At 67.2% G+C, this 26,100-nt stretch carries 21 protein-coding genes, 2 tRNA genes and 5 pseudogenes; 16 read left to right on the forward strand and 12 right to left on the reverse strand.

Annotated elements, in window-relative coordinates; all coding sequences use genetic code 11:
* Nucleotides 1-160: 160 nt before the first annotated feature.
* The 4 genes and pseudogenes from O7610_RS24025 to O7610_RS24040 form a co-directional block, all read left to right on the forward strand.
* Nucleotides 161-1,057 (forward strand): annotated as a pseudogene (locus tag O7610_RS24025) (IS630 family transposase); the annotation flags it as partial.
* A 676-nt stretch (nucleotides 1,058-1,733) separates the two neighbouring features.
* Nucleotides 1,734-3,521, forward strand: coding sequence for a group II intron reverse transcriptase/maturase (gene ltrA / locus O7610_RS24030; protein ID WP_289211931.1), 1,788 nt, complete (start codon nucleotides 1,734-1,736; stop codon nucleotides 3,519-3,521).
* 74 nt (nucleotides 3,522-3,595) lie between these two features.
* Nucleotides 3,596-3,796: pseudogene (locus O7610_RS24035) on the forward strand (IS630 family transposase); the annotation flags it as partial.
* 226 nt (nucleotides 3,797-4,022) lie between these two features.
* Complete coding sequence (locus O7610_RS24040) at nucleotides 4,023-5,216, forward strand: ISAs1 family transposase (protein WP_289211932.1); 1,194 nt, start codon at nucleotides 4,023-4,025, stop codon at nucleotides 5,214-5,216.
* 316 nt (nucleotides 5,217-5,532) lie between these two features.
* On the opposite strand, the gene O7610_RS24045 is transcribed toward O7610_RS24040, so the two are convergent.
* The 5 genes and pseudogenes from O7610_RS24045 to O7610_RS24065 all read right to left on the reverse strand — a co-directional run bounded on the left by O7610_RS24045 (nucleotide 5,533) and on the right by O7610_RS24065 (nucleotide 9,314).
* Entirely contained in the window at nucleotides 5,533-5,817 is a 285-nt protein-coding gene (locus tag O7610_RS24045) for an IS66 family transposase (protein ID WP_353850395.1), read from the reverse strand.
* Nucleotides 5,757-6,227 (reverse strand): annotated as a pseudogene (locus O7610_RS24050) (IS66 family transposase); the annotation flags it as partial. The gene O7610_RS24045 and the pseudogene O7610_RS24050, both read right to left, overlap by 61 nt.
* A gap of 476 nt (nucleotides 6,228-6,703) precedes the next feature.
* Nucleotides 6,704-7,948: an MFS transporter gene (locus O7610_RS24055; RefSeq protein WP_289211934.1), complete on the reverse strand. Its 1,245-nt coding sequence runs from the start codon at nucleotides 7,946-7,948 to the stop codon at nucleotides 6,704-6,706.
* Complete coding sequence (locus tag O7610_RS24060; RefSeq protein WP_289211935.1) at nucleotides 7,945-8,535, reverse strand: ArsR/SmtB family transcription factor; 591 nt, start codon at nucleotides 8,533-8,535, stop codon at nucleotides 7,945-7,947. The genes O7610_RS24055 and O7610_RS24060 overlap by 4 nt, the downstream gene beginning before the upstream one ends.
* A 113-nt stretch (nucleotides 8,536-8,648) precedes the next feature.
* A complete protein-coding gene (locus O7610_RS24065; RefSeq protein ID WP_289211936.1) occupies nucleotides 8,649-9,314 on the reverse strand; it encodes a transposase in 666 nt (221 codons plus the stop codon).
* A 286-nt stretch (nucleotides 9,315-9,600) separates the two neighbouring features.
* Here O7610_RS24065 and O7610_RS24070 point away from each other — a divergent pair, with 286 nt between their 5' ends.
* The 3 genes and pseudogenes from O7610_RS24070 (at nucleotide 9,601) to O7610_RS24080 (ending at nucleotide 12,592) form a co-directional block, all read left to right on the forward strand.
* Complete coding sequence (locus O7610_RS24070; protein ID WP_289211937.1) at nucleotides 9,601-9,852, forward strand: hypothetical protein; 252 nt, start codon at nucleotides 9,601-9,603, stop codon at nucleotides 9,850-9,852.
* A 389-nt stretch (nucleotides 9,853-10,241) separates the two neighbouring features.
* A pseudogene (locus tag O7610_RS24075) lies at nucleotides 10,242-11,060 on the forward strand (IS256 family transposase); the annotation flags it as partial.
* Nucleotides 11,061-11,167: 107 nt separating this feature from the next.
* Complete coding sequence (locus O7610_RS24080; RefSeq protein WP_289211938.1) at nucleotides 11,168-12,592, forward strand: transposase; 1,425 nt, start codon at nucleotides 11,168-11,170, stop codon at nucleotides 12,590-12,592.
* A gap of 155 nt (nucleotides 12,593-12,747) precedes the next feature.
* Here O7610_RS24080 and O7610_RS24085 read toward each other — a convergent pair whose 3' ends face one another.
* Nucleotides 12,748-13,581: a transposase family protein gene (locus O7610_RS24085; RefSeq protein WP_281551645.1), complete on the reverse strand. Its 834-nt coding sequence runs from the start codon at nucleotides 13,579-13,581 to the stop codon at nucleotides 12,748-12,750.
* A gap of 304 nt (nucleotides 13,582-13,885) precedes the next feature.
* Between O7610_RS24085 and O7610_RS24090 the strand changes: the two genes are divergently transcribed.
* On the forward strand, nucleotides 13,886-14,287 hold the full coding sequence (locus O7610_RS24090; RefSeq protein WP_281555825.1) for a hypothetical protein: 402 nt from the start codon (nucleotides 13,886-13,888) through the stop codon (nucleotides 14,285-14,287).
* Between the two features lie 169 nt (nucleotides 14,288-14,456).
* The gene (locus O7610_RS24095; RefSeq protein ID WP_289211939.1) at nucleotides 14,457-15,620 is read left to right on the forward strand and encodes a histidine phosphatase family protein; all 1,164 of its coding nucleotides are present in this window, start codon (nucleotides 14,457-14,459) and stop codon (nucleotides 15,618-15,620) included.
* A 93-nt stretch (nucleotides 15,621-15,713) separates the two neighbouring features.
* Here the strand turns inward: O7610_RS24095 and O7610_RS24100 are convergent, their stop codons facing one another.
* From O7610_RS24100 to O7610_RS24110, 3 genes are all read right to left on the reverse strand, one after another.
* Entirely contained in the window at nucleotides 15,714-16,181 is a 468-nt protein-coding gene (locus O7610_RS24100; RefSeq protein WP_281552698.1) for a hypothetical protein, read from the reverse strand.
* 77 nt (nucleotides 16,182-16,258) lie between these two features.
* A complete protein-coding gene (locus O7610_RS24105) occupies nucleotides 16,259-16,540 on the reverse strand; it encodes a hypothetical protein (protein WP_281552699.1) in 282 nt (93 codons plus the stop codon).
* Nucleotides 16,521-16,751: a hypothetical protein gene (locus tag O7610_RS24110; RefSeq protein ID WP_289211940.1), complete on the reverse strand. Its 231-nt coding sequence runs from the start codon at nucleotides 16,749-16,751 to the stop codon at nucleotides 16,521-16,523. Before O7610_RS24110 ends, O7610_RS24105 begins: the two co-directional genes overlap by 20 nt.
* 282 nt (nucleotides 16,752-17,033) lie before the next feature.
* Here O7610_RS24110 and O7610_RS24115 point away from each other — a divergent pair, with 282 nt between their 5' ends.
* The 6 genes and pseudogenes from O7610_RS24115 to O7610_RS24140 all read left to right on the forward strand — a co-directional run bounded on the left by O7610_RS24115 (nucleotide 17,034) and on the right by O7610_RS24140 (nucleotide 23,034).
* Nucleotides 17,034-17,900, forward strand: coding sequence for an IS256 family transposase (locus O7610_RS24115; protein ID WP_502959119.1), 867 nt, complete (start codon nucleotides 17,034-17,036; stop codon nucleotides 17,898-17,900).
* Nucleotides 17,901-17,950: 50 nt separating this feature from the next.
* Nucleotides 17,951-19,156 carry a tyrosine-type recombinase/integrase gene (locus O7610_RS24120; RefSeq protein ID WP_289211941.1) on the forward strand — a complete coding sequence of 402 codons (1,206 nt, stop codon included), beginning with the start codon at nucleotides 17,951-17,953 and terminating at the stop codon, nucleotides 19,154-19,156.
* Nucleotides 19,153-20,082, forward strand: a complete 930-nt coding sequence (locus O7610_RS24125; protein WP_289211942.1) for a tyrosine-type recombinase/integrase — start codon at nucleotides 19,153-19,155, stop codon at nucleotides 20,080-20,082. Before O7610_RS24120 ends, O7610_RS24125 begins: the two co-directional genes overlap by 4 nt.
* The gene (locus tag O7610_RS24130) at nucleotides 20,079-21,056 is read left to right on the forward strand and encodes a tyrosine-type recombinase/integrase (RefSeq protein ID WP_289211943.1); all 978 of its coding nucleotides are present in this window, start codon (nucleotides 20,079-20,081) and stop codon (nucleotides 21,054-21,056) included. The genes O7610_RS24125 and O7610_RS24130 overlap by 4 nt, the downstream gene beginning before the upstream one ends.
* A 110-nt stretch (nucleotides 21,057-21,166) precedes the next feature.
* Nucleotides 21,167-21,688: pseudogene (locus tag O7610_RS24135) on the forward strand (transposase); the annotation flags it as partial.
* 167 nt (nucleotides 21,689-21,855) lie between these two features.
* Nucleotides 21,856-23,034: a tyrosine-type recombinase/integrase gene (locus O7610_RS24140; RefSeq protein WP_281552701.1), complete on the forward strand. Its 1,179-nt coding sequence runs from the start codon at nucleotides 21,856-21,858 to the stop codon at nucleotides 23,032-23,034.
* A 118-nt stretch (nucleotides 23,035-23,152) separates the two neighbouring features.
* On the opposite strand, the gene O7610_RS24145 is transcribed toward O7610_RS24140, so the two are convergent.
* The 3 genes from O7610_RS24145 to O7610_RS24155 form a co-directional block, all read right to left on the reverse strand.
* Nucleotides 23,153-23,225: transfer RNA gene (locus tag O7610_RS24145), tRNA-Arg, on the reverse strand.
* A 35-nt stretch (nucleotides 23,226-23,260) separates the two neighbouring features.
* Nucleotides 23,261-23,351 (reverse strand) — tRNA-Ser (locus O7610_RS24150).
* Between the two features lie 86 nt (nucleotides 23,352-23,437).
* Nucleotides 23,438-24,736, reverse strand: a complete 1,299-nt coding sequence (locus O7610_RS24155; RefSeq protein ID WP_281552702.1) for a multidrug effflux MFS transporter — start codon at nucleotides 24,734-24,736, stop codon at nucleotides 23,438-23,440.
* 634 nt (nucleotides 24,737-25,370) lie between these two features.
* Here O7610_RS24155 and O7610_RS24160 point away from each other — a divergent pair.
* On the forward strand, nucleotides 25,371-26,042 hold the full coding sequence (locus O7610_RS24160; RefSeq protein ID WP_281552703.1) for a S1 family peptidase: 672 nt from the start codon (nucleotides 25,371-25,373) through the stop codon (nucleotides 26,040-26,042).
* Nucleotides 26,043-26,100: the final 58 nt, after the last annotated feature.

A 26,100-nucleotide genomic window follows, 5' to 3' on the forward strand; every position in this document is an offset into this window, starting at 1 on the left:
GAAGGGCTCTCGTTCCATCCGAGAGCCACGGGCGAGGGAAAGACCGGGCGGGTGAACGCAAGTGAACCCTCGATGTTGCCTCGTCATCGTCGAGGCCCGCAGATGGGACGTGCTAGTATCCTGCGCCGGAAATTCGCCTGATAAGTGGGTAGGGTGGGGGATGCCGAGAACTGGTCGTCCCACCCCGCCGCTGACGCTGACCGACGAAGAGCGGACGACGTTGACCCGCTGGTCACGACGGGCGAAGTCGTCACAGGTTCTGGCGATGCGTTCACGGATCATCCTGGCGTGCGCCGAAGGGGCGTCGAACACTGACGTCGCGTCGAGTCTCGGTGTGCATCTGTCGACTGTGGGTAAGTGGCGGCGGCGTTTCCTGAAACTACGCCTGGATGGCCTGGTGGACGAAGAACGGCCGGGCCGCCCACCATCGATCAGCCTTGACCGGGTCGAGGACGTGGTGGTCGCGACCCTGGAACAGACGCCACGTAACGCCACCCACTGGTCCCGCAGGTCGATGGCGGACAGGTCCGGGTTGTCCAAGTCCACGATCGGGCGGATCTGGCGCGACTTCGGCCTCAAGCCCCACCGTGCCGACACGTTCAAGCTGTCCACCGACCCGCTGTTCATCGAGAAGGTCGTCGACGTGGTCGGGCTGTACCACAACCCACCCGAGCGGGCCGTGGTGCTCTGCGTCGACGAGAAGAGCCAGGTCCAAGCCCTCGACAGATCCCAGCCGGTGCTGCCGATGATGCCCGGCATGCCGGAACGCCGCACCCACGACTACGCCCGCAACGGCGTCACCAGCCTGTTCGCCGCGTTCAACATCGCCGACGGCACCGTGATCAGCGAACTGCACCGCCAGCACCGCGCCGTCGAGTTCAGGAAGTTCCTGATCACGATCGACAAGACGGTACCGGCGGAGCTGGACGTACACCTCGTCTGCGACATCTACGGCACCCACAAGACCCCCACCGTGCGAGCCTGGCTCGCGAAACATCCCCGATTCCACATGCACTTCACTCCGACCGGATCCTCCTGGATCAACCAGGTCGTGCGACACGCAAGTCGCATAAGTACAGCGACACCCATCGAAGGAGGTGCGGCGTGACGTCGCGGATGTAGTGTCCGGTCCCGTGCGCAAGGACCGTCCCCGCCTCGGCGTGCGTCGCGGGTAACCGCGGGGTGCGAAGCCCGGGGAAGGGCCCAAGGACTCCTGTTCCATCCAGGGGTTACCGGCTGGGGAAGACCGGACGGGTGAACGCAAGTGAACCCTCGATGACGCCTCGTCATAGGCACTTCCGCTCGATGGGACGCGCCAGCGGGAGACAGGGGCCAGCCGTTGCAAGGCGGCAGGTGCCGCTCGGAGGAATCTAGCCGGGCGGGAGCGCACCACCGTCCCCGGGGTTCAGAGGGCGCCCTACCCGGCCGTATCTGTCTCATGCGGAACGTGACAACCCCGATGGGGTCCAGCCGGACAGTGATTCGGCTGGTAGGCCGCCTGTGAGGGCGGACGATGTCCCAGCGGGCGCAGGACGACCCGAGAAGCGAATGCCGGTGGCCGAAAGGCAGCGGGAAACCGGCGGCGGTGATGCTGGCTCCTCCGCCAGCGGTCGCCGGATAACCGGCCGGATACGGGCATGTGCCCTGGCCTGAAAGGGCGCTGACGCGGGTCGGGTGAGCCTGCGGAGCTACTGCTGACCACAGCTTCGGAACCGAAGGGCAAGTTAGACACGATGACAGCTCATGCCTTCGCGTTGGCGATGGCGGCTCTCGGCGTGAACGGACCGGAGGACGACCGTGCTGGCTGGGACGCCATCGATTGGCGGACCTGCGAGGACAACGTACGGCGGCTACGGCAGCGGATCTTCGCGGCGTCGCGGGACGGGGACCTGAAGAAGGTCCGGAACTTGCAGAAGTTGATGCTCCGCTCGCGCAGTAACGCCGTGGTGGCGGTGCGGCGGGTGACGGAGCGCAATGCTGGTCGCAGGACGGCCGGGGTGGACCGGCAGGTCGTGGTGACTGGGGAGCAGAAGGCCGAACTGGCCGACTGGATCCAGAACGACGCCAAGCCGTGGACTCCCCTGCCGGTCAAGCGCGTGTATGTGCCCAAGAGCAACGGCCGCCGTCGCGGCCTCGGGATTCCCGTGATCGCTGACCGGGCGCTGCAAGCCCTGACGGTGAGCGCGCTGGAGCCCGAATGGGAGGCCCGGTTCGAGCCGAAATCCTACGGCTTCCGACCGGGTCGTGGCTGCCACGACGCCATCGTGGCCATCCACACGACGTCGAGCCGCACCGACGCCAAACGGCTGTGGGTGCTCGACGCCGACCTGGCGGCGGCGTTCGACCGGCTCGACCACGACCACATCTGCCGGTCGCTGGGCTGGTTCCCCGGACGGGGACTGGTCCGGCAGTGGTTGAAGGCGGGCGTGGTCGAGGACGGCCGGTTCACCCCCACCGAGGAGGGCGCTCCCCAGGGCGGGGTGATCAGTCCGTTGCTCATGAACGTTGCTCTGCACGGCATGGAGGCCGCCGCCGGGGTCCGCTACCACGTCACCGGCACCCGTGCCGGGAAGACGATGGACGGTTGCCCGGTCGTGGTCCGCTACGCCGACGATCTGATCGCCTTGTGTCACTCCCGTGAGCAGGCCGAACAGGTCAAGGCGGCACTGGCCGGATGGCTGGCGCCCAGGGGTCTGGTCTTCAACGAGGACAAGACCCGGATCACGCACCTGACCGAGGGCGTGGACTTCCTGGGGTTCAACATCCGCCGCTACCCCAACGGCAAGCTGCTGACCAAGCCGAGCAACGACGCGGTGCGACGGATCCGCAGACGCCTGTCCGTGGAGGTGCGGGCCCTGCGCGGGTCCAACGCCGACGCGATGATCGGCAAGCTCAACCCGATCATCAACGGATGGTGCGCCTACTACCGGATCGGGGTGTCCAAACGCGTGTTCAACGCGCTGGACGCCCACGCGTGGAAACTGGTCTACAAGTGGGCCAGGTTCACCCACGCGAACAAGCCGAGACGCTGGGTGGTAGCCCGGTACTTCGGCGAGTTCAACTCGTCCCGGCGCGACAGGTGGGTATTCGGGAGCCGGGAAACCGGCTGCTACCTGCGCAAGTTCGCCTGGACTCCGATTGTCCGGCACCGGATGGTCGCAGGGACGGCATCACCCGACGACCCGACCCTGACCGACTACTGGACCCGGCGGCGTCGCCGCAGCAACCTCCCGGTGGACACCACCACACTGCGGCTCCTGCGAGCCCAGCACGGCCGGTGTCCGATCTGCCGAGACCTGCTGCTGCACGCCGACCACGAGCCGAGAAGCCCACGTGAGTGGGAACAATGGCTCACCGCCACCCGCAGAGCGGTCCGCAGACACGCGGTCACCGTCTGGGGAGCGGGAACACCGGACGAACGCGTCGCCAACCGCCTCATACACACCCACTGCCACCGCCGGACCACCAGCAACGGCAGCCCAGCACTTCCGCCCACCCGCGAGCCTCCAGGGCTTGCTTGAGCCGGTTGCTCGGAAAGCGGGCACGGCCGGTTCTGAGGGGGCCCCGGCGCAGCAATGCGCCGGGGCTACCCGACGAACGCTGGTTCGGCCACCTCACCGAAAAGAAGATCCGGCGCGGCGTCCACAAGAGTGTCCAAGCCCTGGAAGCCGACATCCGTTCCTGGATCGCCGACTGGAACACCAACCCGCGACCGTTCATCTGGACCAAGACCGCAGAAGAGATCCTCGAGTCACTCGCCCGATTTTGTAGGCGAGTTTCCGGCGCAGGACACTAGCGGGCCGAGTAGGGCTGGCCGCTGAGAAGCGGCAGGCGCCGGTGGAGAGAGAGCGATCCAGCCGGGAGAGCACCGCCGCCCCGGGGTCGAGAGGCACGGGCACGGCAAAGTCGGAGAGTGTGCGGCTGAGGACTCCGCGTTGAGGTCCGGAGCGGATTTGACGGAACGGGCACGGCTCCGGTGATCTCGAGGTTGTCTACGCCTTCGGATCACCTTGTGGAGTACCGTGCCCGCGCCTGCATCATTGCTGATCAACGCTGTCCAAGGCCAGTCGGACCAGAGGACACGGCCTGTCCTGTTGGGCCGTGACGGGCAGGAAAGCCTGGCGGCGGCGTTGTCGCGGGTTCCCGATCCGCGAGACGCGCGGGGTGTCCGGCATCGGCTTCCGACGGTGGTCGGGTTGGCCCTCGCCGCGGTCCTGGCCGAAAGTGCGTCGGTGTACGCGGTCGGGCAGTGGATCGCCGGATGTTCGCAGAGGACGTTGAAGGCGTTCGGTGCCCGGGTGGACCCGGTGACCGGCCGGTACGTCGGCCCGGACGAGAAGACGGTGCGGGGGTTGTGTGCCCGACTCGACGGTGACGCGTTGGACGCCGCCGTGGGCCGGTGGCTGCAGCGCCGCGCGGACGCGGCGGCGCGGGCGAAAGCCCGGGTCGGGGTGCGGCCGTTGCGGGACCGAAAGGCCCGACGCCGGGCCAAGGCCGCTGGCCAGCGACACCGCCGCGCCAGCGCGCGGGACCGTCACCGGCCACGGTTGCCGCAGGTCGCGGTGGACGGCAAGACCAGCCGGGGCGCGCGGACCCGCGACCGGGCGGCGCCGCATCTGCTGGCCGCGCTCACCTGCGCCGGGGTGGTCCTCGCCCAGTGTCAGGTCCCGGGCAGGAGCAACGAGATCGCCGCGTTCACCGGGCTGTTGACGCCGTTGGACCTCGCTGATCACGTGGTGACCGCCGACGCGATGCAGACGCAGCGCAAGCATGCCCGCTGGCTGCGGGAGGTCAAGGAGATGCCCGCCCCGCCGGATCTGAACTTTCCGCACGTCGCGCAGGTGTTCCTGATCGAGCGCGCCGTCACCGTGAAGGGCCGTACCAGCTACCAGGCGATGCTGTATGTCACCAGCCTCACCGCCGGACAGGCCGACGCCGCTGATCTGCTGGCCTACGTCCGTCAGCACTGGGGAATCGAGGTCCTCCACTGGGTGAGGGATGTGACCTTCCGGGAGGACGCTTCCCAGATCCGTACCGGCAACGCGCCGCGCGTCATGGCGACCCTACGAAACGTGTCGGTCAGCCTCCTGAGAATCCACGACACCACCAACATCGCCGCCGCCCTGCGCTACAACGCCCGCAACAACAGCCGAATCCGGGGGTGTCGATCCGTGCAACCCCCGTGGTGCAGGTCAGCGCCGAGAATGTCGAGCTGAACGGGCTCGGTTGGGCCGTTGGTCGGTAAGTAAGTAGTCCCAAGTCTCGTGGGTGACTGTGGGTGACGCGGATCGTGGGCATGCTGACGGTCGGCGTGGCCGGTTGCGGCGGCGCCGTCGTGATGATGATGGGACTTGGGACTACTTACGTTGGTCGGGTATTCATCTTGAGGTGGGTCGACGGCCGTTAGCGTCAGCCCTTCATTAGGATCGGGTCCACATCGTGGATCTTGAAAAAAATGCCTTCTGGCCTGGCAAGGTAGGACGTGACGGATAGGTCGATGAGACCTTGGAGTGCTGCAGTCACGCAGGTGGATCAGACGGTTGTGGGGATCCAGGGGGTGCCGGTGGCGGCTTGGGTGAGTGCGTCGAGCATGTTGATGCCGTGTCGGGTGGCGGTGTAGCTGCGGATCGCGGCGAAGTGTTCGGCTCCGGTCATGGTGCGCATGCTGCCGGAGACCTTGACGCGGAGTTTCGGCAGGCGGATGGTCCGGTCGGCGGCGTTGTTGTTGAACGGCACGGTCGGGTCGGTGATGAACCTCAGGTAGTCGTCGCGTCGGTCGCGGAGCCGTACGAACAGGGCGTGGTGCTTGCGTTGCAGCTTGCCTGTCCGGTGGCGGTGGCGGTGGCGCCGAGCACGACAGCCGAGCGCAGCAGGTGTGCCTGTTCGGCCAGGTCGGCCGGGTCGGGTTCACCACCGCCGACGCGGGCCGTGACCGTCAGGCGGTTCAGCTGCCGCAGGGCTGCGATGGCCTGGCCGGCGAGGTCGGCGACCTGTCCGGCGACGGTGTCGACCACATAGACCAGTTCCCGCAGCACGTGGGCGTTGCGCAGGGCGTGGACCGCGTCGGTGTAGGTGTTGTACGGGGCCCATGCGTCGTGTACCGCGACGCCGGTGAAGGCGGGCAGCACCAGTCCGTCGACACCGTGTCTGCGGTGGACCGTCAGCAGCACGTCGGTGTGCGTGGAGGTGGAGTGCAGCCAGGCCAGGCGACCGTCGACGCGCATGCCGGTCTTGTCGAAACGAGCCTGTCCGAATTCCTATGTAACGCCCCGTTCTGTATAATTATCGGGCATCGAGGGGATGTGGTTCGGGAGGAACAGGTCCAGCGCGTTGAGGGCCTGTTTCCAGCCGTGTACGCCGGCGCCTTCGACCATCCGCGGCGATCCGCCGCGTCAACGGCGCGACCTCCGCGTCGACATCGACGCCAGGGTCGTACTGCTCCACCGTTGAGACTGTCATCGAAACTGGTCCTATCTGTGTCGACCGGCTACCCGCCGGTCATAACGGACTAATACCGACATCCGCTACATAAAATTACCTACAGGCCCCCATTTCGCAGCGCTCGACGTCAACCACTTTCGCGATTCAGCCGCCCGAATCCTCGCCGGGACCGACCACTCCAAGGCTTGTTGATCAAAAGGCTGTGACCAGGATGGATGAGGTTTCGGCATCCACAAGTCTCGGTGATGACCTCCAATCGGCGTCAACGCGCGACGGGCAGCACGGCGCGACGTAGCGTCTGGTTCGACAGCGCGGTGAGCCCTGCAGCGGCCGCGAGGGCGGTGCCGCCCATAAATGCCGCCGCCGGTCCCCACAGCCCGGCGACCAAACCGGTGAGCGCGTAGCTGACCGGAATGCCACCGTAACCGGCCAGGCTGCTCAGACTCATCACCCTGCCCAGGTACTGCGGCGGTGTGTGCGCCTGCAGCAGGGCCATCCCGAGCGCGCCAGCCAGACCGATGCTGACGCCGAGCAGTACCGACGCGGCGACCGCCCATTGCCTGGCCGGGGCAAAACCGACACCAGCGAGCGCGGCCCCCGTCACGAAGGCGAGAGGGCCAATGAGCAGGCCGGCGCGCGGGAGCCGGCCGAGCACTGCCACGGCCACCGCTGCCAGCGCGGCACCGACACCGAAGCCGCCGACGATCAGGCCGACCCCCGTAGCACCCCAACCGCGCTCCTGGGCCAGCAGCGCGATGCCCACGTTGAACGGGCCGGTGAAGCCCAACTCGGCAACCGCCGAGACGAGCAGGATGGTACGCAGCAACGGCGACCGCGCGGCCACAGCCAGTCCGGCCCGGACCTCTCTACCCATACCCCGGGATCCCCCGGCGGGCTTGGCTGCCGCTCCGGGGCGGACCCTGACCGTGGCGAGCGCGAGCACAGAAACGGCGAAGGTGAGCGCGTTGAGCGCGAACGCCGCCGTGATCCCGTGTGCGGCCACGACCGCCCCGCCGAGCGGCGCACCGGCAACGATCGCCCCCCGCGCCAGCGTCATCCGCATGCCCTGCAGCCGGGCGAGGTGCTCGGACGCCACCAGATACGGCGGCAGCGCCCCGACAGCGGGCAGGAACACCGCGTCGACCGCGCCAAACACCAGCGCCACCACGATCAGCACCGCGAGGGCTGGTTCCGTGGTGGCCGTAGCCACCGCCGCAGCGACCATCACCGCGCAACGCAGCGCGTCGCTGCCAAGCATCAGCCGCCGCACACCCCACCGGTCGACCACCGCCCCACCCACCGGGAGCAGCACCAGCCGGGATACCGAAGCGGTGGCCAGGACCAACCCGGCCCCACCGGCACCAGCAACCTGGACAGCGGTCCAGGCCAACGCCACGAAGTAGACTTGATCACCCACAATCGACACGCCCAGCCCAGCGAGCCAGCGCAGGACGTTCCCGTCCCGGTAAGGAGGCGGTTGCCGGACCGGAACCGTCTGCGGCGTCATGGCCTGAACGGGAAGGCGTGGATGAACATCAGAACCGGCTCCCGGCCGGGCTCGTCGGGCCGATCCTCGGCACCGACTCGCCCGCGCTCGGCCCACTTCTGCACCACCGTCGTCAGCTCGGCACTCAGCTCGGCCAACTCGGGCGCCGTGAGACGGAGCAGGGAGTCGCTGGAGAACGAGGCGTCGATCCACGCCTCGCCCCAGGCGTGATCCTCGTCGATCCACCGTTCGAGCCGGCTAATCTGATGGGCCAGCATCTGACGCCTGGCCGCGACCGCCACGCCACGGGCCTGCGGATCGTCGGCGAACTCCGACCCCGCGAAGCTGAAACCCTCGTGGGTCTTGCGCCACCAGCGCTCCCGCCGGTCACCAGAGCGGCACGGCGCCTCCTCGATGAGGCCGTGCGTGGCCAGCTCCCGCAGGTGGTAGCCGACCAGTGAGAGCGACTCGTCGACCAACTCGGCGAGCCGGGACGCAGTCGCCTCCCGCTCCACGGTCAGCGCGTAGAGCAACCGCAGCCGCAATGGATGGGCGAACATCCGTAGCTCGGCAACGTTCGTGAGTCGCCGGTTCGATCCGGGTGGCATGCATCCACCGTAGAAGGTCAAAGACTTTAGTGCAACTTTTTTGTCTAGTCCGTTGGGAACGGTCACCGGCCCGAGCTCAGCTCCGCAAGCCGGTCCGATGAACGACGGCGCACCTAACATCGTCGACTGCGACGAGGTGACTTGGGACGTCGAGGGATCTCGCACCAGGTGACGACACTGCAGGCTTGAAATGTGTCCCCTTCGCGGCCGAGCGTCACTCCGGAGGCTGCGAGGTGCGGTTTGAGAACCGTGCGCCAAGCCGGAACACACCCGCTCGACCTACCATACATCCGGCTTGTGGCGAGTGCGCCGCCGTCGACCCGCATGATGTAACCGATTTCCAGCCGGTCCAGGGTGCTGCGGAACTGGCTGTTGTCCCCGTAGCCGGCGTCCGCGGGCACGAGCGGCGGACGCAGCCTGTGCTCGGCCAGCTCGTCGAGCATTTCCACCACCAGTGCCCGCTTCGGCCGATGATGCTCACCCTCGAGTATCTGGCACCGGCCCCGACGGGCGGTCACCTCGGCCCGGTTCGCCTCATCGACCGCGTCGCCGTCCCACAGCACCGGCAGAAACAACCGCCAGTCCAGAGGACGCGACGCGGTGTCGACGCCCGCGTGGACGCTCACCCCGATCTGACAGTTCGCGACCTTGCCCAGGGTGCCGGAGTACTGCCTGGCCCCGCCCGGCGAACTTTTGCCGTCCTTCGGGAAGCCGATGTCGTCCACCACCCACGCCACCGGCTTGACCACATCGACAGCGCGGCGGGCCGCCGCATCCACGCCGCGCTAGGTCCCACGTCGAGGTCGTTCTGATCTGCCGCAACCCCATCGGGAGGTGCACCCGACATCGCCAAGGCGGCCGTACACCATCGCCGGACATGCGGGCGTGTAGGGTGCCCAAAACTAGATTCCGGCTGCTGACCTGCGGTTTCGAGGACTCGTTCAGACGGCTCGGTGGTACTCGTTGATGGTTCCTCCCAGCTTGTACGGTGCCAATACCTGTCGCACGCGCTGTGAACTGGTCCCTCGCCAGCTTGAGGCACCTTCATGGTTATGGCGTTTCCAGTTGATCAATCTGTTCGCGATCCGCGTGTTCGACGCTCTTCTCGCCACGGCCCACAGTGACGGTGCCGTGCTCGCGGAGCTGCTGGCGCTGCGCCACGAGGTCGCGGTGCTCCGCCGCCAAGTCCACAGCCGACCAGGGCTGTCCTGGCCAGACCGGGCAATCCTGTCCGCGCTCGCCCGGTTCCTCCCCCGTCCGGTCCGCGCCCGACGACGGCTGGGAGGAACCATCAGCGAGTACCACCGAGCCGTCTGAACGAGATCTAGTTTTTGGCACCCTACACGCCGCATCGGCTCGGCACCCCGGCGCGGACACCAGTTGGCACACGTTCGGCGTTCCCCGGAGTCGGCCTCGACCGCGCGCCGGCGGTGAGGTCGGATCGGACCTGCCGCTGGATGATCGTCTTCGGGCATGCCTGGTACCGCAGCCGTTCCCTGCGTCCCGGACCGTCGACGATGTCCCGTCCGGACATTAGCAAGGCCTGCGAGCCCGACCAGATGTTGCACGACGCATAGTTAATTACCGGAGTATTTCGTCATATTCCTTCAATATTTCCCACATCGGATGTTCGGTGGGTGCCGCGGCGGCATGTGCCGGGTGTGTACAACTAACGGCGGATCTGCTGATCAAGGGAGATGCGCCAGATGACGACCGAGACCATCATCGAGCAGGAGCCGGCAGGCGGGTCGGTGGCTACGGCCACGGACGAGCAGTTGATCGCGTTGCTGGTGGACCGGGCACGTGGTGAAGGGCTGAAGCTGACCGGTGAGGGTGGTCTGCTGCAGCAGCTGACCAAGCGGGTCCTGGAGTCCGCCCTGGAGGGCGAGATCACCGACCACGTCGGCTACGACAAGCACGACCCGGCGGGCAAGGGCACCGGGAACTCCCGTAACGGCACCCGGACGAAGACCGTGCTGACCGACGTCGGCCCGGTCGAGGTACGGGTCCCGCGGGATGTCGCGGGGACGTTCGAGCCGCGGATCGTGCGTAAGCGCCAGCGCAGGTTGTCCGGGGTGGATGAGCTAGTGCTGTCGTTGTCGGCCCGGGGGCTGACGCATGGGGAGATCGCCGCGCACCTGGCCGAGGTGTACGGCGCCGAGGTGTCGAAGCAGACGATCTCGACGATCACGGACAAGGTCATCGACGGGATGACCGAGTGGCGGAACAGGCCACTCGACCCGGTGTACCCGGTCGTGTTCATCGATGCGATCAATGTGAAGATCCGGGACGGGAAGGTCGCGAACCGGCCCATCTACCTGGCGATGGCGGTCACCGTCGACGGCCACCGGGACATCCTCGGTCTGTGGGCCGGTGACGGCGGCGAGGGAGCCAAGCACTGGCTGCACGTGCTCACCGAGCTGAAGAACCGGGGTGTGGCCGACGTGCTGATGCTCGTCTGCGACGGGCTCAAGGGCCTGCCGGAGGCGGTCGAGGCGGTGTGGCCGGCCACCATCGTGCAGACGTAAACATTCAGGTGGTGCGCGAAGAGTGACGGTCAGCGCGGGTTGAGTGACGGGGTTCGACCGGCTCGACGCCGTTCTGTCCGTTGTGGTTTGATCTTGGCGTATCGGTGTCGGAGGATCTGTCTCGTGAAGAGTTGATCTCGCTGGCACGGACGCAGGACGCTCGGATTGCTGAGCAGGACGCGCAGATCGCGGAGTTGACGGCGGCGTACGAGGCGCTCGCGGTGCGGCTGGCGCGGGTCGAGCATCTGTTGTCGCGGAACTCGTCGAACTCGTCGTCTCCGCCGTCGAAGGATGATGATCCGGGGCGTACGCCACCTGCGGCGAGGAAGAAGCGGGACACCCCGGCGGGTACGCGGGGTAGGCAGCGGGGTGCGCCGGGGTCGAACCTGGCCTGGTCGGATGCTCCTGATCAGCGGCGGGACCGGTTCCCCGAGGGTAGTTGCGGGTGCGGCGCGGAGTTGGTGGACGCGCGGGATCTGGGTGTGGTGGACCGGTATCAGCAGGTCGAGGTTCCGTTGATGACCGCGACGCTGACCCAGTACGACCAGCATGCGGTGCGGTGTGGGTGCGGGAAGCTGCACACCGCGGCCCGGCCGGAAGGCGCGGGGGCCGGTCCGGTGGGGTACGGCCCGAACCTGCAGGCGTGGGCGGTCTATCTGATGGTCGTGCATTTCATCCCGGTGCAGCGGTGTGTACAGATGCTTCGGTCGCTGACCGGTGCGACACCGTCGCCGGGGTTCGTGCACGGCGTGCTGACCCGGGTCGCGGCGCTGACCAGCGAGGTCGACAAACGGATCCGCATGTTGATCACCCTGGCGTACGCGGTGTGCTGTGACGAGACGCCGCTGCGGGTCGGGCCAAAGAAACCGAGGCCGGGCCGGAAGAAGGCCGAGAAGTACCTGCTCGTGGCGTGTACCGAGTTGTGGACTCACTACCAGGTCGGTGACCGGGACCTGGCCACGTTCACGGCGTTCGTGGTCAAGGACCTGACCGGCTCGGTGGTCGTGCACGACCGGTACCGGAACTACGACTCGGCCGAGTTGGGCACGCTGGTCCACCAACTGTGTTGGATCCACCTGCTGCGAAGCTCGTTCCGCTACGCGGCACGGCAGGACTGGGAGAAGATCGCCAAGGCGCTCAAGCCGGTCTACACCGCACCCACGGAGGACGCGGCGACCGAGCGGTTCCTGGAGTTCGCCGAGGCCTGGGGGCGGAAGTACCCGGCGATCGTGAAGCTGTGGGAGAACGCCTGGGCCGAGTTCGTGCCGTTCCTCGGCTTCGACGTGGAGATCCGCAAGGTCATCTGCTCGACGAACGCGATCGAGTCCGTCAACGCCCGTATCCGCAAGGCCGTCCGCGCCCGCGGGCACTTCCCCAACGAGCAGGCCGCGCTCAAGTGCGTGTACATGGCGTTGATGAGCCTGGACCCGACCGGCAACGGCCGCCGCAGGTGGACCATGCGCTGGAAGGCGCCTCTCAACGCGTTCCAGATCGCCTTCGAGGGCCGGCTCACCCCGGCCAACCTCTGACCACTTCAACAACCAAGATCAGCCGTTAACTTGACACTCCCCCATTGAACGAGTTTTGGCACGGCACAGGTGCGAGCGGAGTGATGGGAGACTGTCACGCTCCGTTCCGTGGGAGCCCGAAGGTGAGAATCCTCCGGGTGACTCGACCCTGAGGTCTATTCACAGGCAATCCTGTAGAAGTGCAGCCCGATGACACAGGAGATCGTTTCCGTGAAGGTCGCGAGCGGTCTGCGGTAGTCGGTGTGCAGGATTCTCCAGGTCTTCAGGTTTGCGATGACCTGTTCGACGACCCAGCGGATCTTGTTGACCTGCCTGTTGTATTCCTTCTGCCACTCTGTGAGCTCGCCGCCCTTGGGCTTCTTGTACGGAGTGATCATGCCGTTGCCGACGTAGCCCTTGTCGCCGATCCAGTCTCCGGGATTCAGGCTGACGAGAACACCGGTGTCGTTGATCGCGTACGAGTCGTGGTGGTTGCCGGTGACGGGATCGGAGACCCAGGCGAGCGCGCCGTCGAGGGTACAGGCGACCTGGACGCTCATGCCCGTGGTCTTGTGCTTGCCGGAGTACAGACAGCGGTCCGTGCGCCATGACCAGCAGGGGAACAGAGTGCCGTCGACGATGTACTGGGCGGTCGGGTCGAGCTCGTCGGCGGTCGGCACGAACCCCGCCAGCACGCGGTCGAGGACCGGGGTGATGGCGGTGACCGCCCGTGAGATCGTCGACTGGGAGACGCCGTGCGCCTCGGCGATCTCCGCTTGGACACGGTTACGACGCATGTAGGTCAACGCGACCACGAGGGCACGGTAGAGGCCGAGGACCGGGGGCCACGGTTCCATGCCCAGGTTCCGGCATTCGGCGCGGACCAGCACGCAGAGGTCGCGGATCTGATCGGTCGTGAAGCCGGTGGTATGATACATGCTCGGCGGTCCGCTTTCTTTGGTTGTTGTGTGGAAACTCCATCCTATGGGAGGGCGGGCCGTCTCATTCATCGGGGGTCCACTGTGGGTTACTGGGCCCTGCTGAATAAGCCTCCCTGGAGAGACATTCAGAACTTGTAATAGGTATACATTTGACAAAGCCTTGAAGGGCGTGTATATTCGAACCCCGTTCCGGTTGAACGAATTCCAAGTAATGCTGGTTTCTGCCCATAAGGATGGCACCACAGAGAGATTGATCACTGCTGAAGCGGCAAATATACGTCAATTGGTATTGCGGCAGAGGCGGGCATCCAGCGAAGACCTGAAGGATGCCGGAATAATCCTCTAGTAGTCTCCGGAGCAGGTGATCCCAGCATTGGCTGTGTTGCTGCATCTGCGGATGCGTACCCTGGCCGCCCTCCACATGGCCACCGGCGGCTACGGGCAGGCCCAGCAGATCATCGCCGCTCGGACCGGGGTCACAATCGGCTGGGCGCAACTGACCGGCCGGGCCCACGACTTCAACCCACTACGGGCACGCAACGCCGGGGCCGACCTACCCGCCACCGACGTGATCCTGATGCAGGCCGACGGTAAGGGCATCGCGGTCCGCACTCCTATCGGCTGGCCCATCGCCACCGGTCGCATAGAAGGCTCCTGCCGCTACATCATCGAAGACAGATTCGGCATCACCGGCGCCCGATGGTCCCCACGGGAGCAGAAGATATCCTCAAACTCCGCGTCATCGTCTCCAACGAAGACCTCAACGACTACATGACATATTACGACAAGCGTTACCAGGAAGAACACCGCCTAGCCCGCCAGCATCCCCACCCCGGCCTCGCCGAATGTAAACAACGCACCCCTCAAAAAGATGCACCCGAGTGATGTCAGCGGAGTCACGAAGCTTCCCGACTCTCTCATCGAAAACAAGAATAGGTATTGTCATGAGTAGGCAATTCGCATTGCTTCTCCGAGGCCTTCCTGGCACCGGGAAGACCACGACAGCAGCTCTGCTACGGAACGCGTTGAACCCTGCGGTTCGCGTCTCCAACGATTCCGTGCGTTACATGGCCCAACCGCGGGACTTTGCGGCGTTTACATTGGACGCCTCCGAGAGGGCTTGCTTCGACCTTGCATTGTCGTATCACGACAGTGGATTCACGCCGATCGTTGATGGTGTCTTCGAGGACGTCGAAACGCTGATAAGCGAGGAATTGCGGTTCGCGCGCCGCGGCTGCAAGCTTGTCATCGTCTCGTTTACCGCAGAAATGAGCGACCTGATCGAGCGCAACGACTTACGCCATCCGCTTCAGCGGATGGATGAATCTCGCCTGGCGAAGTTGCAAGCGAGCTTTCGCAACGCCGGGTACGCGCTATCAATCGGCGGCAAAATGCCTGAGGAGGTCTGCGAGGACGTTCTCGACGTTATCGAGGAGCGGCGTTCCCAATGGCAGGAGCCGCCTGTAAGGCCGGAAGAGGTCGATGTTCTCTTTCTGCGCCACGGCACTCCGGAGCACCCGGAGGGGATCTACGCGGATCCCTTCGCGATGGGGCTCTCCCCCTGCGGCCGGGCTGAGGCGCGCGCCGCACGTCACGCGGTGCTGCGGTTCGCACCGGATGCCGTATTCAGCTCAGACTTTGCCCGCGCCATCGAGACTGCGGAGCTAGCGATTGCGGGCACCAAACGGGAAATTGAGATTTCCAAAGCACTACGGGAGCGGGTGTTCCTTCAACTGGTCGGTAAAGAGTTCACCGCAATACGGGCTGAGTTGGACGCAGAGGCCGAGGGCATCCTGACCGGTAATAGCGATCTGGCCCAGCTCCCCGGAGAGGAGAGGTATGCGGAAGCGCGTGCACGCGTGCTCGACTTCTTCGGCAGCCTACCTGGGCGTTTCGGCGGCAAGCGCGTCTTGGTGGTAGCACACGACGGCCCGCATCAGTGGCTCGTCGAGCAGGCGCTAGGCGTGGACCTCCAGGGCGTGCGCCGATACCGCTGGGACGCTGGTAGCTTCAGCCGGTTTACCGTCTCGCCCAGTCAGATCCGGTTAGAGGGAATGAATATAGGACCCAGTGCGGTGGTGTCCGGTCTGGAAACCGGGGCTGTGTAGGAGAATTCTCCGGACACAGTTTGCGCAGCTACCTGCGGGTGGCCCTGCTGGAAGTGTAACGTTTTCGTGTGTCGTTCGAGAAGTCGGGTTCGGCTACGCGGCCTGCTCATACTCGGTGATAAACCCGTGGGCGACCTTCCTGCGCTGTACTCGGACGGCATCCAGGTTGGTCACCGGCGCAGGGACGGCGTCCCGGTCAGGTGGGCGTTGCCTGCGGCCCTGATGCGGCCGATGCCCGTTGTGGTGCGTGAGGTACTCGCCGAGCACGGCGAGCAGGTGTTGGGTGTTATAGCGGTAGCGGCCGGCGTGCACCGCCGCCGTCAGTCCGATCGCCAGCCCTCGTCCCAGCACGTGCCGGCCGGTGTCGGCGGCGCACTTCGCACATTCCGGTATCGGCTGATGGACCGGATCGAGCGACATGCCTACATCCGCACCAGCGTCGCCCGCCTCGATCGCGGTGTCCACCATCGTTGCCATGCCGCGCCCCTTCACAGCGCGGTTCGCCCACCCGGCGAGCACTCCAGCCGCGCCGCGCAGCGGCGCCGCGGACAGCGCGGCCATGCGGGTCAGCTCGTCGCCGAGGTGATGCCCGGCCAGGATCGCCGTGTGCCGACGGGCCCGGGTCAGTGCCCGGTCGGTCAGTGCGAGCAGCTCGGGTATCTCGACCAGGTTCTCGATGACGCGGTCCGAAAGCCGATCGACAGGTTCTCCTCACCCACCTCATAGGCGCTGCCGTGGCGGCGGACGCCGAGGTAGACGGTGGCCGCCGCGACTGGCAGCGGCGCCCCGGCGGGCTGGCTCGCCCAGGCCAGGGCAAACGCGGCGAGTATGTCCCTGTGCCGGCCGAACGGACGCTGGTCGGCACCGAAAGGCGTTTCCGGCCACTGCAGGTTCGTGTACTCACGCACGAGCGTGCCCACCTCCTTTGGCCGCCGTGCCGACGTTAGAGACGGTGCGGATGCTGGCACCGAGGTACTTGGCGAAGTGGTTGCGCTTGAACCGGTACCGCGCCCAAATTTCCGACACCGGTTCCTTCAAGAGGTTGCCGAGCGGCTCCAGCAGGTCCGGGGCGTCGTAGACCGTGTGGGTGTCGAAAACCTCATCCATGCTGGCCACAGCCGTCTTGATCACCGAGACAAGGAGGCTGGTGCCGACTCTCGGCCTGGATGGGCCTGTAGGGAGATCTGTGTAACGGATGTCAGTAGAAGTCCGTTATGACCGGTGGGTAGCCGGTCGACACAGTGAGGACCAGTTTCGATGACACTTTCAACGGTGGAGCAGTACGACTCCGGCGTCGATGTCGACGCGGAGGTCGCGGCGTTGACGCGGCGGATCGCCGCTGACGGGCCGCGGCTGCCGCTGGCGGCGGCGGTGCCGGACGAGGCGGCGGCGCGTGAGGCGGCCCGCCGGGCGGTGGCGGATCTGATCGACAAGCAGGCCCTGGACGCGTTGCTGGCCCAGGTCAAGGGTGACGGGCTGCGGCTGACCGGGCCGGGCGGGTTCCTGTCCGAGCTGGTACGCGCCGTTCTGGAACGGGGGCTGCGGGCCGAGTTGACCGAGCATCTGGGCTACGCCCGTCGTGACGCGACGGGTAACGGCTCGGGCAACTCGCGTAACGGGTCGACCGCGAAGACGGTGCAGACCGAGATCGGCCCGGTCGATGTGAAGGTGCCCCGGGACCGGGCGGGCACGTTCACCCCGATGCTGGTGCCGAAGAACGCCCGCCGGCTCGGTGGCCTGTCGGACGTGATCATCAGCCTGTACGCGGGTGGGATGACGGTCCGCGACATCTGTCACCACCTGCAGCGGGTCTACGGCACCGAGGTGTCACCCGACACGGTCTCCACCATCACCGACGAAGTTCTGGAGGAGGTGAAGGCGTGGCAGCACCGGCCGTTGGACGAGGTGTACCCGATCGTCTACGTCGACGCGTTGATGGTGAAGGTCCGCGACGGCGCCCAGGTCCGTAACAAGGCCTGTTACCTCGTCGTGGGGGTCAACACCGACGGGGTCAAGCACGTCCTCGGTATCTGGGTGCAGCAGACCGAGGGGGCGAAGTTCTGGATGCAGGTCTGCACCGAGCTGCGTAACCGTGGCGTGCGTGATGTGCTGATCGCCTGCTGTGACGGGTTGACCGGTCCGCCCGAGGCGATCGAGGCGGTGTGGCCGCACACCACCGTGCAGACGTGTGTGGTGCATTACTCCGAGGTCGCGGTTATGCCGATGCCGCGGCGTATGCCGGTGCGGCTGTTCAGGTCCGTTCTGGTGTTGTCGGCATAATCGCGGCGGGTTGACGCTGGCCTCTCCTTTGATTGGAGGGGTTGGTGGTGATGGATCTTCTGGGAGCCCGGGTGGTCGGGCCTTTGGAGTCGCACGCGGCGGGGTACGCCGCGCATCTTGAGCAGCGCGGCTACACCTTGGCGACGCGGCGTAACTGGATGACGCTGGTGGCGCACCTGAGCCGGTGGCTGGCGGGTGAAGGGCTGGGTGCGGCGGGGTTGACGGGGCAGGTGGCGCGTCGTTACGTCGCGGCTCGTGCGGCGGCCGGCTACCGTGCCTGCCGTTCATCCCGGTCACTGGACCCGTTGCTGTCGTACCTGCGTGACGTGCAGGCGGCGCCGGCCGAGCCGCCTGCCGCTGTGTCGGCTGGCGATGCGCTGGTGGAGCGGTTCCGGGCGTACTTGCTGGCGGAACGCGGGGTGAAGCCTGACGTCGCCGAGTTCTACGTCGTGTCTGTGCGACCGTTCGTGTCCACGGTGATGGTCGGCGACGGCGTTGACGCGGCGAGGCTGTCGGCGCGGACGGTGACGGCGTACCTGTCCGGGTTGACCCGTTCGTTGGCGCCCAAGACCGTTCAGGGTCGCGCGTCGGCGTTGCGGGCGCTGCTGCGGTTCTGGTTCCTCGACGGCGTCGCCGACACCGATCTGTCGGTGTCCGTGCCGAAGGTCGCGCACCGCGCGTCGGGTCTGCCCAAAGGGCTACCCGCAGAGCAGGTCACGGCACTGCTCGCGTCGTGCGACACGCACAGCGTGAACGGGCTGCGGGACCGGGCGATCCTGACCATGTTGGCGCGTATGGGCCTGCGGGCCGGTGAGGTCGCGGGGCTGCAGCTCGACGATCTGGACTGGAGGCAGGGCGAGGTCGTGGTGCGCGGCAAGGGCGGCCATCGTGACCGCCTGCCGCTGCCGGTCGACGTCGGGCAGGCCTTGGTCGACTATCTCGAAGCGGGTCGGCCCGCGGGCGCGCTGGACCGGTGCGTGTTCGTCCGGGTGAAGTCCCCGCGTCGTGGACTGACCAGCATCGGCGTGACGCAGGTGGTCAACGCGGCCGGGCACCGCGCCGGGCTGGGCACTGTTTACGCCCATCGGCTGCGGCACAGCGCGGCGACCGCGATGCTGGCCGCGGGGGCGCCGCTGACCGAGATCGGCCAGGTGCTGCGTCACCGCAGCGTGTTGACCACGGCCATCTACGCCAAGGTCGACATCGCGGCGCTGCGCAGCCTGGCGATGCCTTGGCCGCAGGAGGTGAGGCGATGACCACCGATCCGCGGGCCGCGCTGGCCGACTACCTGAAGCTGCGGCGCGGGCTGGGCTATGGGCTACGCCGCGACGAGAAGCTGATCGTGCAGTTCCTCGACTATCTCGACGACCTCGGCCGCACCGCGTTCACCGTCGATGATGCGTTGGCCTGGGCGAAGCTGCCGGAGCCGGCCAGCCCGGGCTGGCCGGGAATGCGGCTGTCCGTGGTGCGCAGCTTCGCCGCCTACCTGCACGCCCTGGACCCGACGGTGCCGGTCGTCCCGCCCGGACTCCTGCCAAGCCGGGGACGCCGGGCGGTGCCTTACCTCTACTCCGACGCCGACCTGGCCGCCCTGTTACAGCAGACCGAGTCGCTGAAGACACCGCTGCGCACCGCTACTATGCGCACGCTCATCGGGCTGCTCGCGGTCACCGGCATGCGTCTGGGCGAGGCGCTGGCCGCCGATGACAGCGACCTCGACGCCGACGCCGGTGTCCTGGTGGTGCGGCACGCCAAGTTCGGCAAGCAGCGCCTGCTGCCGCTGCACGACAGCACCGTCGCCGCGCTGACCGCCTACCGCGCGATCCGCCACGCGTGGTTCCCCACCCCGGTCAGCCCCGCCCTGCTTGTGTCGCAGGCAGGCACCCGCCTGCTCGTCTTCAACGTCGGCGTGACCTTCGCCCGGCTCGCCCGCCGGGCCGGGCTGGCCCCACGCTCGCCGTCATGCCGTCCCCGGCCGCACGACCTACGCCACACGTTCGCGGTCCGCACCCTGCTGGGCTGGTATCGCGACGGCGCCGACATCGACACCCGGCTACCTCTGCTGTCGACCTACCTGGGGCACGTGTCGCCGAAGAACACGTACTGGTACCTCGACGCCGCGCCCGAGCTGATGGCCGAGGCCGCCCAAAGGCTGCGATCGGCGTCAGGACCACGGCCATGACCGCCGTCGCGACCACGGTGCAGGCATTCTTCACCAACCGACTGATCGCGCAGCGGCAGGCCAGTCCGCACACCGTCGCCGCCTACCGCGACGCCATCCGCATGCTGCTGCAGTTCGCCAGCACCAGGACCGCCAAGCCCTTGTCCAAGCTGGACTTCGCCGACCTGGACGCGACCACAGTCGCCGCGTTCCTGGATCACCTGGAACGACAGCGGGCCAACAGCGTCCGCAGCCGCAACGCCCGCCTCGCCGCGATCCACTCCCTGTTCGCCTTCGCCGCGCTGCACCACCCCGAGCACAGCGACGACATCACCCGAGTGTTGGCCATCCCCGCCAAACGAGGCGATCACCGCATCATCGAGTTCCTCACCGACGAGGAAACCAACGAACTGCTCGACCAGCCCGACCGCGCCACCCGCACCGGCCGCCGCGACCACACCATGCTGCACCTGGCCGTCCAGACAGGGCTTCGCGCCGGCGAACTGACCGCGCTGCGTCGCCGGGACACCCATCTCGGCGCAGGACCCCATGTCAGCTGCCTTGGCAAGGGCCGCAAGCGGCGCGCCACCCCCCTGACCACCGACACCGTCAACCTGCTCCGAACCTGGATGGCCGAACGCGGCGGCGAACCCGACGACGTGTTGTTCCCGACCAACCGCGGCGGCGCACTCAGCCACGACGCACTCGCCCAACGGCTCGCCGTCTACGTCGCGCGATGCCCCCGACTGACCGCAAGAACCATCACCCCACACGTCCTGCGGCACACCGCCGCCATGCGCCTGCTGCACGCCGGCGTCGACATCACCGTCATCGCGCTCTGGCTCGGCCACGAAAGCGTCGCCACGACCCAGATCTACCTACGTGCGGACATGGAACTCAAGCAGCGAGCCCTCGACCGAACAACTCCGACCGGCACACAACCCGGCCGCTACCGCACGCCCGACCGCCTGCTCGCCTTCCTCGAAGCCCTGTGATTATGCCGATCCGACGACCACGAGCACCGCCACTGAACAGCGCCGGAGCACCCGGCATCGGCATAACCGCGACCTCGGAGTAATGGATCTTATGCCGATATCGGCATAACGTGCATCTGATCCGGGCGGCGACGAAGTTCGTGTCCTACAAGGACCGTAGGGTGATGGCCGCCGCGTTGAAGGACATCTACACCGCTCCGACGGTGGAGGCGGCCGAGACCGCGATGCTCGGTTTCGCCGACAGCCCGCTCGGTAGGCGGTACCCGGCCGCGGTCGCGGTCTGGGAACGGGCGTGGGATCGGTTCACTCCGTTCCTGGCGTTCCCGCCCGAGGTCCGCCGGATCATCTACACCACCAACGCGATCGAGAGTTTCAACTACCAGATCCGGAAGATCATCAAGAACCGTGGGCATTTCCCCACCGACGACGCCGTGATCAAGCTGATCTGGCTCGCGATCGCCGACATCGAGGACAAACGCGCCCGGCAACGCGCCGCCGAGGCCGGTAGACCCGCGAACTCCCGCACCGCGCCGCCACGGCTGGTCGAAGGCGCCGGCGTGCACGGCTGGAAACAGGCCCTCAACGCGTTGGACCTGTTCTTCCCGAACCGTATCCCCATCGATGCCCGATAGTTGGACAGGATAGGGCGTTACACAGAAATTCGGACAGGCTCCGCGGTCACGGCAGTTGGTATTTCCACTGCTCCACCACCAACATTCTCGGCCGTCCGCAACGGGTTCGCCGGGGCGGGTTCCCGTCGCAGGCCGCGGCCCGTCGCGCCCGTGACGAACTGCTGGCGATGTCATCGGAGCGCCGTACCGCGCAGAGCTGGACGGTGGCGCGGTGGCTGGAGCACTGGCTCCAGACCCGGACACGGCTGCGCCCGACCACCAAGCTGCTCTACGCCCGCGACATCGAACGGTTCCTCATCCCGCACGTCGGACGGACGCTCCTGTCGGAGCTGACCTCAAGCCAGCTCAACGCGGCGTTCCGTGCCATCGCGCGGCAACGCAACAAGTACGACCGGCCCCACTCGGCATCGACACTGAGGCACGTCCGTGCCACGCTCCGAGCCGCCCTCAACGCGGCGATCCGGGAGGACCTGCTCACCGACAACCCCGCACGTCGGGTCGAACTGCCCCACCCGGGCCAGACCCGAGCGCACATCTGGACCGACGAAAACGTCGCGGCCTGGCAGGAAACCGGCATCCGGCCGGCGGTCTCGGTCTGGACGGCACCCCAACTCGCCGCGTTCCTCGACTTCACCGCCAACGATCCGCTCCACGCCCTCTGGCGCCTGATCGGCCTGCGCGGGCTCCGCAGGGGCGAGGTCGCCGGCCTGCGTTGGTCCGACACCAACCTCGACGCCAACGAGCTGACCATCCACCAGCAGCGAACGTCCGCCGGACACCACGTCTACGAGGGGCCACCCAAGAGCGCGTCGGGACAGCGGGTCGTCGCCCTCGACGAGGCCACCGCCACCGCCCTGGCCCACCACCGCCAGCAACAACAGCAACAGGCCGTCCGACGGATCGAAGCCCGGCAGACCTACCGCGACACCGGATACGTCTTCACCCGACCCGACGGCCAGCCCTACCACCCCGGCTACTTCACCCAACGGTTCCCAACTCTGGTCCAGAAATCCACCCTGCCACCCATCCGGCTACACGACCTGCGGCACGGCGCCGCGTCGCTCGCCCACAACTCCGGCGCGGATCTCAAAACCATCCAAGCCCAGCTCGGCCACTCGCGGATCGACACCACCGCAGACGTGTACACCAGCGTGCTACCAGCAGCCCAACATCAGGCCGCCGCGGCCACCGCTGAACTCGTCCGCAATGCAGCCCGGGAACGCCGCGCCGCTATCAGGCGCGCCGCCCGCAAGGCCGCCAGGACGGCGAAAAAACCAGGAGCCTCAACGGAGCCGGACCAGCCGGAGGACCGTCGAACACCAGGTCAAGGCCATGATGATCACTGAGTAACTACAGAGAGTGATGACGCAGATGTCACACAGGTGTGGCAACGAACGTCCACACTCCATCAACAGTGACGGGATCTGATCTGCGTTTCGGCAGGTCAGACCCCTGATGATCTTGCGCGCCCGAAGGGACTCGAACCCCTAACCTTCTGATCCGTAGTCAGATGCTCTATCCGTTGAGCTACGGGCGCAGGTGCCTGGCAAGCATACACGCCTCGCCGAAGCGCGGAGACTCCGGGATTCGAACCCGGGAGGGGCTTTAAGACCCCAACCGCATTAGCAGTGCGGCGCCATAGACCAGACTAGGCGAAGTCTCCCCGGCGGCCGCTCCAGACCACCGCCGGTCGAGGATACAGGGCACGCCGCGCCCGGGGCAAAGCACCTCCCCGGGCCGGAGCCGACGTCAGTGCGGCGCGACCGGTGCCGGTGCCGTCCGGTCGGGTACGGGCAGGCGGCCGGGCCGCACGACGACCAGGAGCACGATCAGCGCGGCCAGGACGCCTCCCGTGATCACTGTCGCCATGGCGATGCTGCCGGTGCCGAGTAGCCCGACGACCGGCGCGGCGAGCGCGCCGACACCGAACTGCACCGCCCCGAGCATCGCGGACGCGGTCCCGGCAGCTTCCCCGTGGCCGGCCAGGGCCAGCGCGGGAGCGTTCGGCAGCGCGAACCCGGCTGCGGCGAGGACCGCCCACAGCGGGATCAGGACGCCAGGTAGCCCGCCGACGTTCGTGGCCGCGAAGCCGAGCAGGATCAGCCCGCACACCAGCCCGGCGATCAGTGAGGTCCGCAGGATCTGCTGCGGTGAGTAGCGGCGGAGCAGCCGTACGTTGAGCTGGGTGGCGGTGATCATGCCGACCGCTCCGGCCCCGAACGCGATACCGAACTGTTGCTCGTCGAGACCGTACTGGTCCTGCAGGACGAACGACGAGCCCGCGACGTACGCGAACAGCGAGGCCATCGAGAACCCGGCGACGAGCACCAGGCCGACGAAGATCCGGTCCCGGAACAGGCCTCCGTACACCAGGAGGGTGTCCAGCACCCGGGCCGGACGGCGGCGGTGCGGCGGCAGCGTCTCGGGCAGCCCAAGGGCGGTCACCGCGATCAGGGCGAGCCCCAGTACCGCGAGCGCGGCGAACACCCCTCGCCAGTGCGTCCAGCTGAGCAGCGCGCTGCCGAGGGTCGGCGCGAGGACCGGCGCGACGCCCATGACCAGCAGCAGTCGGGACAGTATGCGGGCGAAGGCGATCCCGCTGAACATGTCCCGGACGACCGCCATCGCGATCACCGCCGCAGCGGCGGCTCCAATACCTTGGACGATCCGCAGCGTGCCGAGCACCGCGATGTTCGGTGCCACGGCGCACAGGACCGAGGCGAGCACGTGTAGACCGGTGCCAACCAGCAGCGGTCGGCGTCGACCCCACACGTCCGACAGCGGCCCGATGATCAACTGGCCGATGGCCAGCCCGGCGAGCGTGCCGGTCAGCGTCAATTGGACGCCGGCTGCGGTGGTCTGCAGGTCGTCGCTGATTGCCGGTAGTGCCGGCAGGTACATGTCGATGGTCAACGGGCCGACCGCGATGAGCGTGCCGAGCACCAGGATCAGCCGGATCCGCTGCCATGGGCTGAGCAACTCACCGGGAGCCGGCTCCACGACGGTGACTGGTGCGGACCCGCCGGACCGTTGGGCGAGCGCTGTCATGGTTCCTCTTCCACGAGGGCGCGTCGTCTGCGCGCGGTAGGGCGCGGGTCGACGCGACCCGACTGGTACGCCAGTGCTGCCGCTGTGCAGGCGCGCAGCCAATCTCACAAGCTAGCCGTCGCGCTTGCCATTCCCGTTACGGCGAACGGTGTGGCGTGTCACAGCGGGTGCGAAGAGTGCACTCGTCGGCCCGGATGTCGGCCACTGCACGTGCGGAGGGCCGATGTCGGCGGTGCCCGCGCGGCGGGAGCCGGCCCACCGGCCCATCCAGGCTTGCCCAGGTCTACCCAGGCTCGCCAAGGTCCACCGGCCACTCCAGGCCAACGCCGGGTGGCGAGCATCCACCCGATCATCGTACTTACTGTGACGGACGACAATGCATATTGCGTACGTCATATCTTCGTGGGGCGGGTCGCTCCGTGGGACGCTATCAGAAAAAATCGGTCCGAAGTCTTGTCGTGGAAACCGTCGAAGCCTAATCTCTGGCATCACCGATGCGCGACTCGCGTCGCCGGTGCGGCGCCTGCCCGGCGTCGCCGGACAGCAGGTGTCCACCGACGGAACCCCGTCGTGGGACACCGGCCCGACCGGCCCGGAATCCCCCGGGGCAACCCCTTCGGTTAAGGAGCCAGCCTTGCGTATCCGACTCACCCTGGCCATCGCCGCGACCGCGCTGGTCGGCGCGTTCGTGGCCCCGTCCGCCGCGGCTGCGGCACCGCAACAGATCATCGGCGGCGGCACGGTTTCCTCGGCACCGTGGGCGGCCGCCGTCTTCCAGAACGGCTCGTTCGCCTGTTCCGGCTCGATCATCGCCTCACGGTGGGTGCTGACCGCGCGGCACTGTCTCGGCGGGTCGATGTCGGTGCGAGTGGGCAGTGTCTACCGCTCCTCGGGTGGCGCGACCAGCACGGTCAGCGCCACGTACGGCCGGTACGACCTCGGCCTGCTCTACCTGAGCTCGGCGGTTTCCACCAGCTACGTCACGTTGGCGTCCAGCAACCCACCGGTCGGCTCGACGAACACCATCTACGGCTGGGGCCGGACCTGCAGCAACTGTGACGCCTCGGCGCAGCTGAAGGCCGCTTCGGTGCGGACCACGACGAACGGCGCGTCCGACGCGTACGGCGGCCCGGCGATCCGCAGCACCGGGGTGAACGGCGTGGCCTGGCGGGGCGACTCCGGCGGTCCGCAGTTCTACAACGGGCAGCAGGTGGGTGTCTGCTCGACCGGCAACGGGTCGACGTACCAGAACTACGCCTCGGTGGCGTCCAGCCGGAGCTGGATCCGGTCGGTGGCCGGGGTCTGAGGCTGTGACGACCGGAGCGGCCGACATCGGCCGTTCGGTAGGTGGGTGGTCGGTGGGC

The organism is Solwaraspora sp. WMMA2065 (assembly GCF_030345075.1).
Lineage (GTDB): Bacteria > Actinomycetota > Actinomycetes > Mycobacteriales > Micromonosporaceae > Micromonospora_E.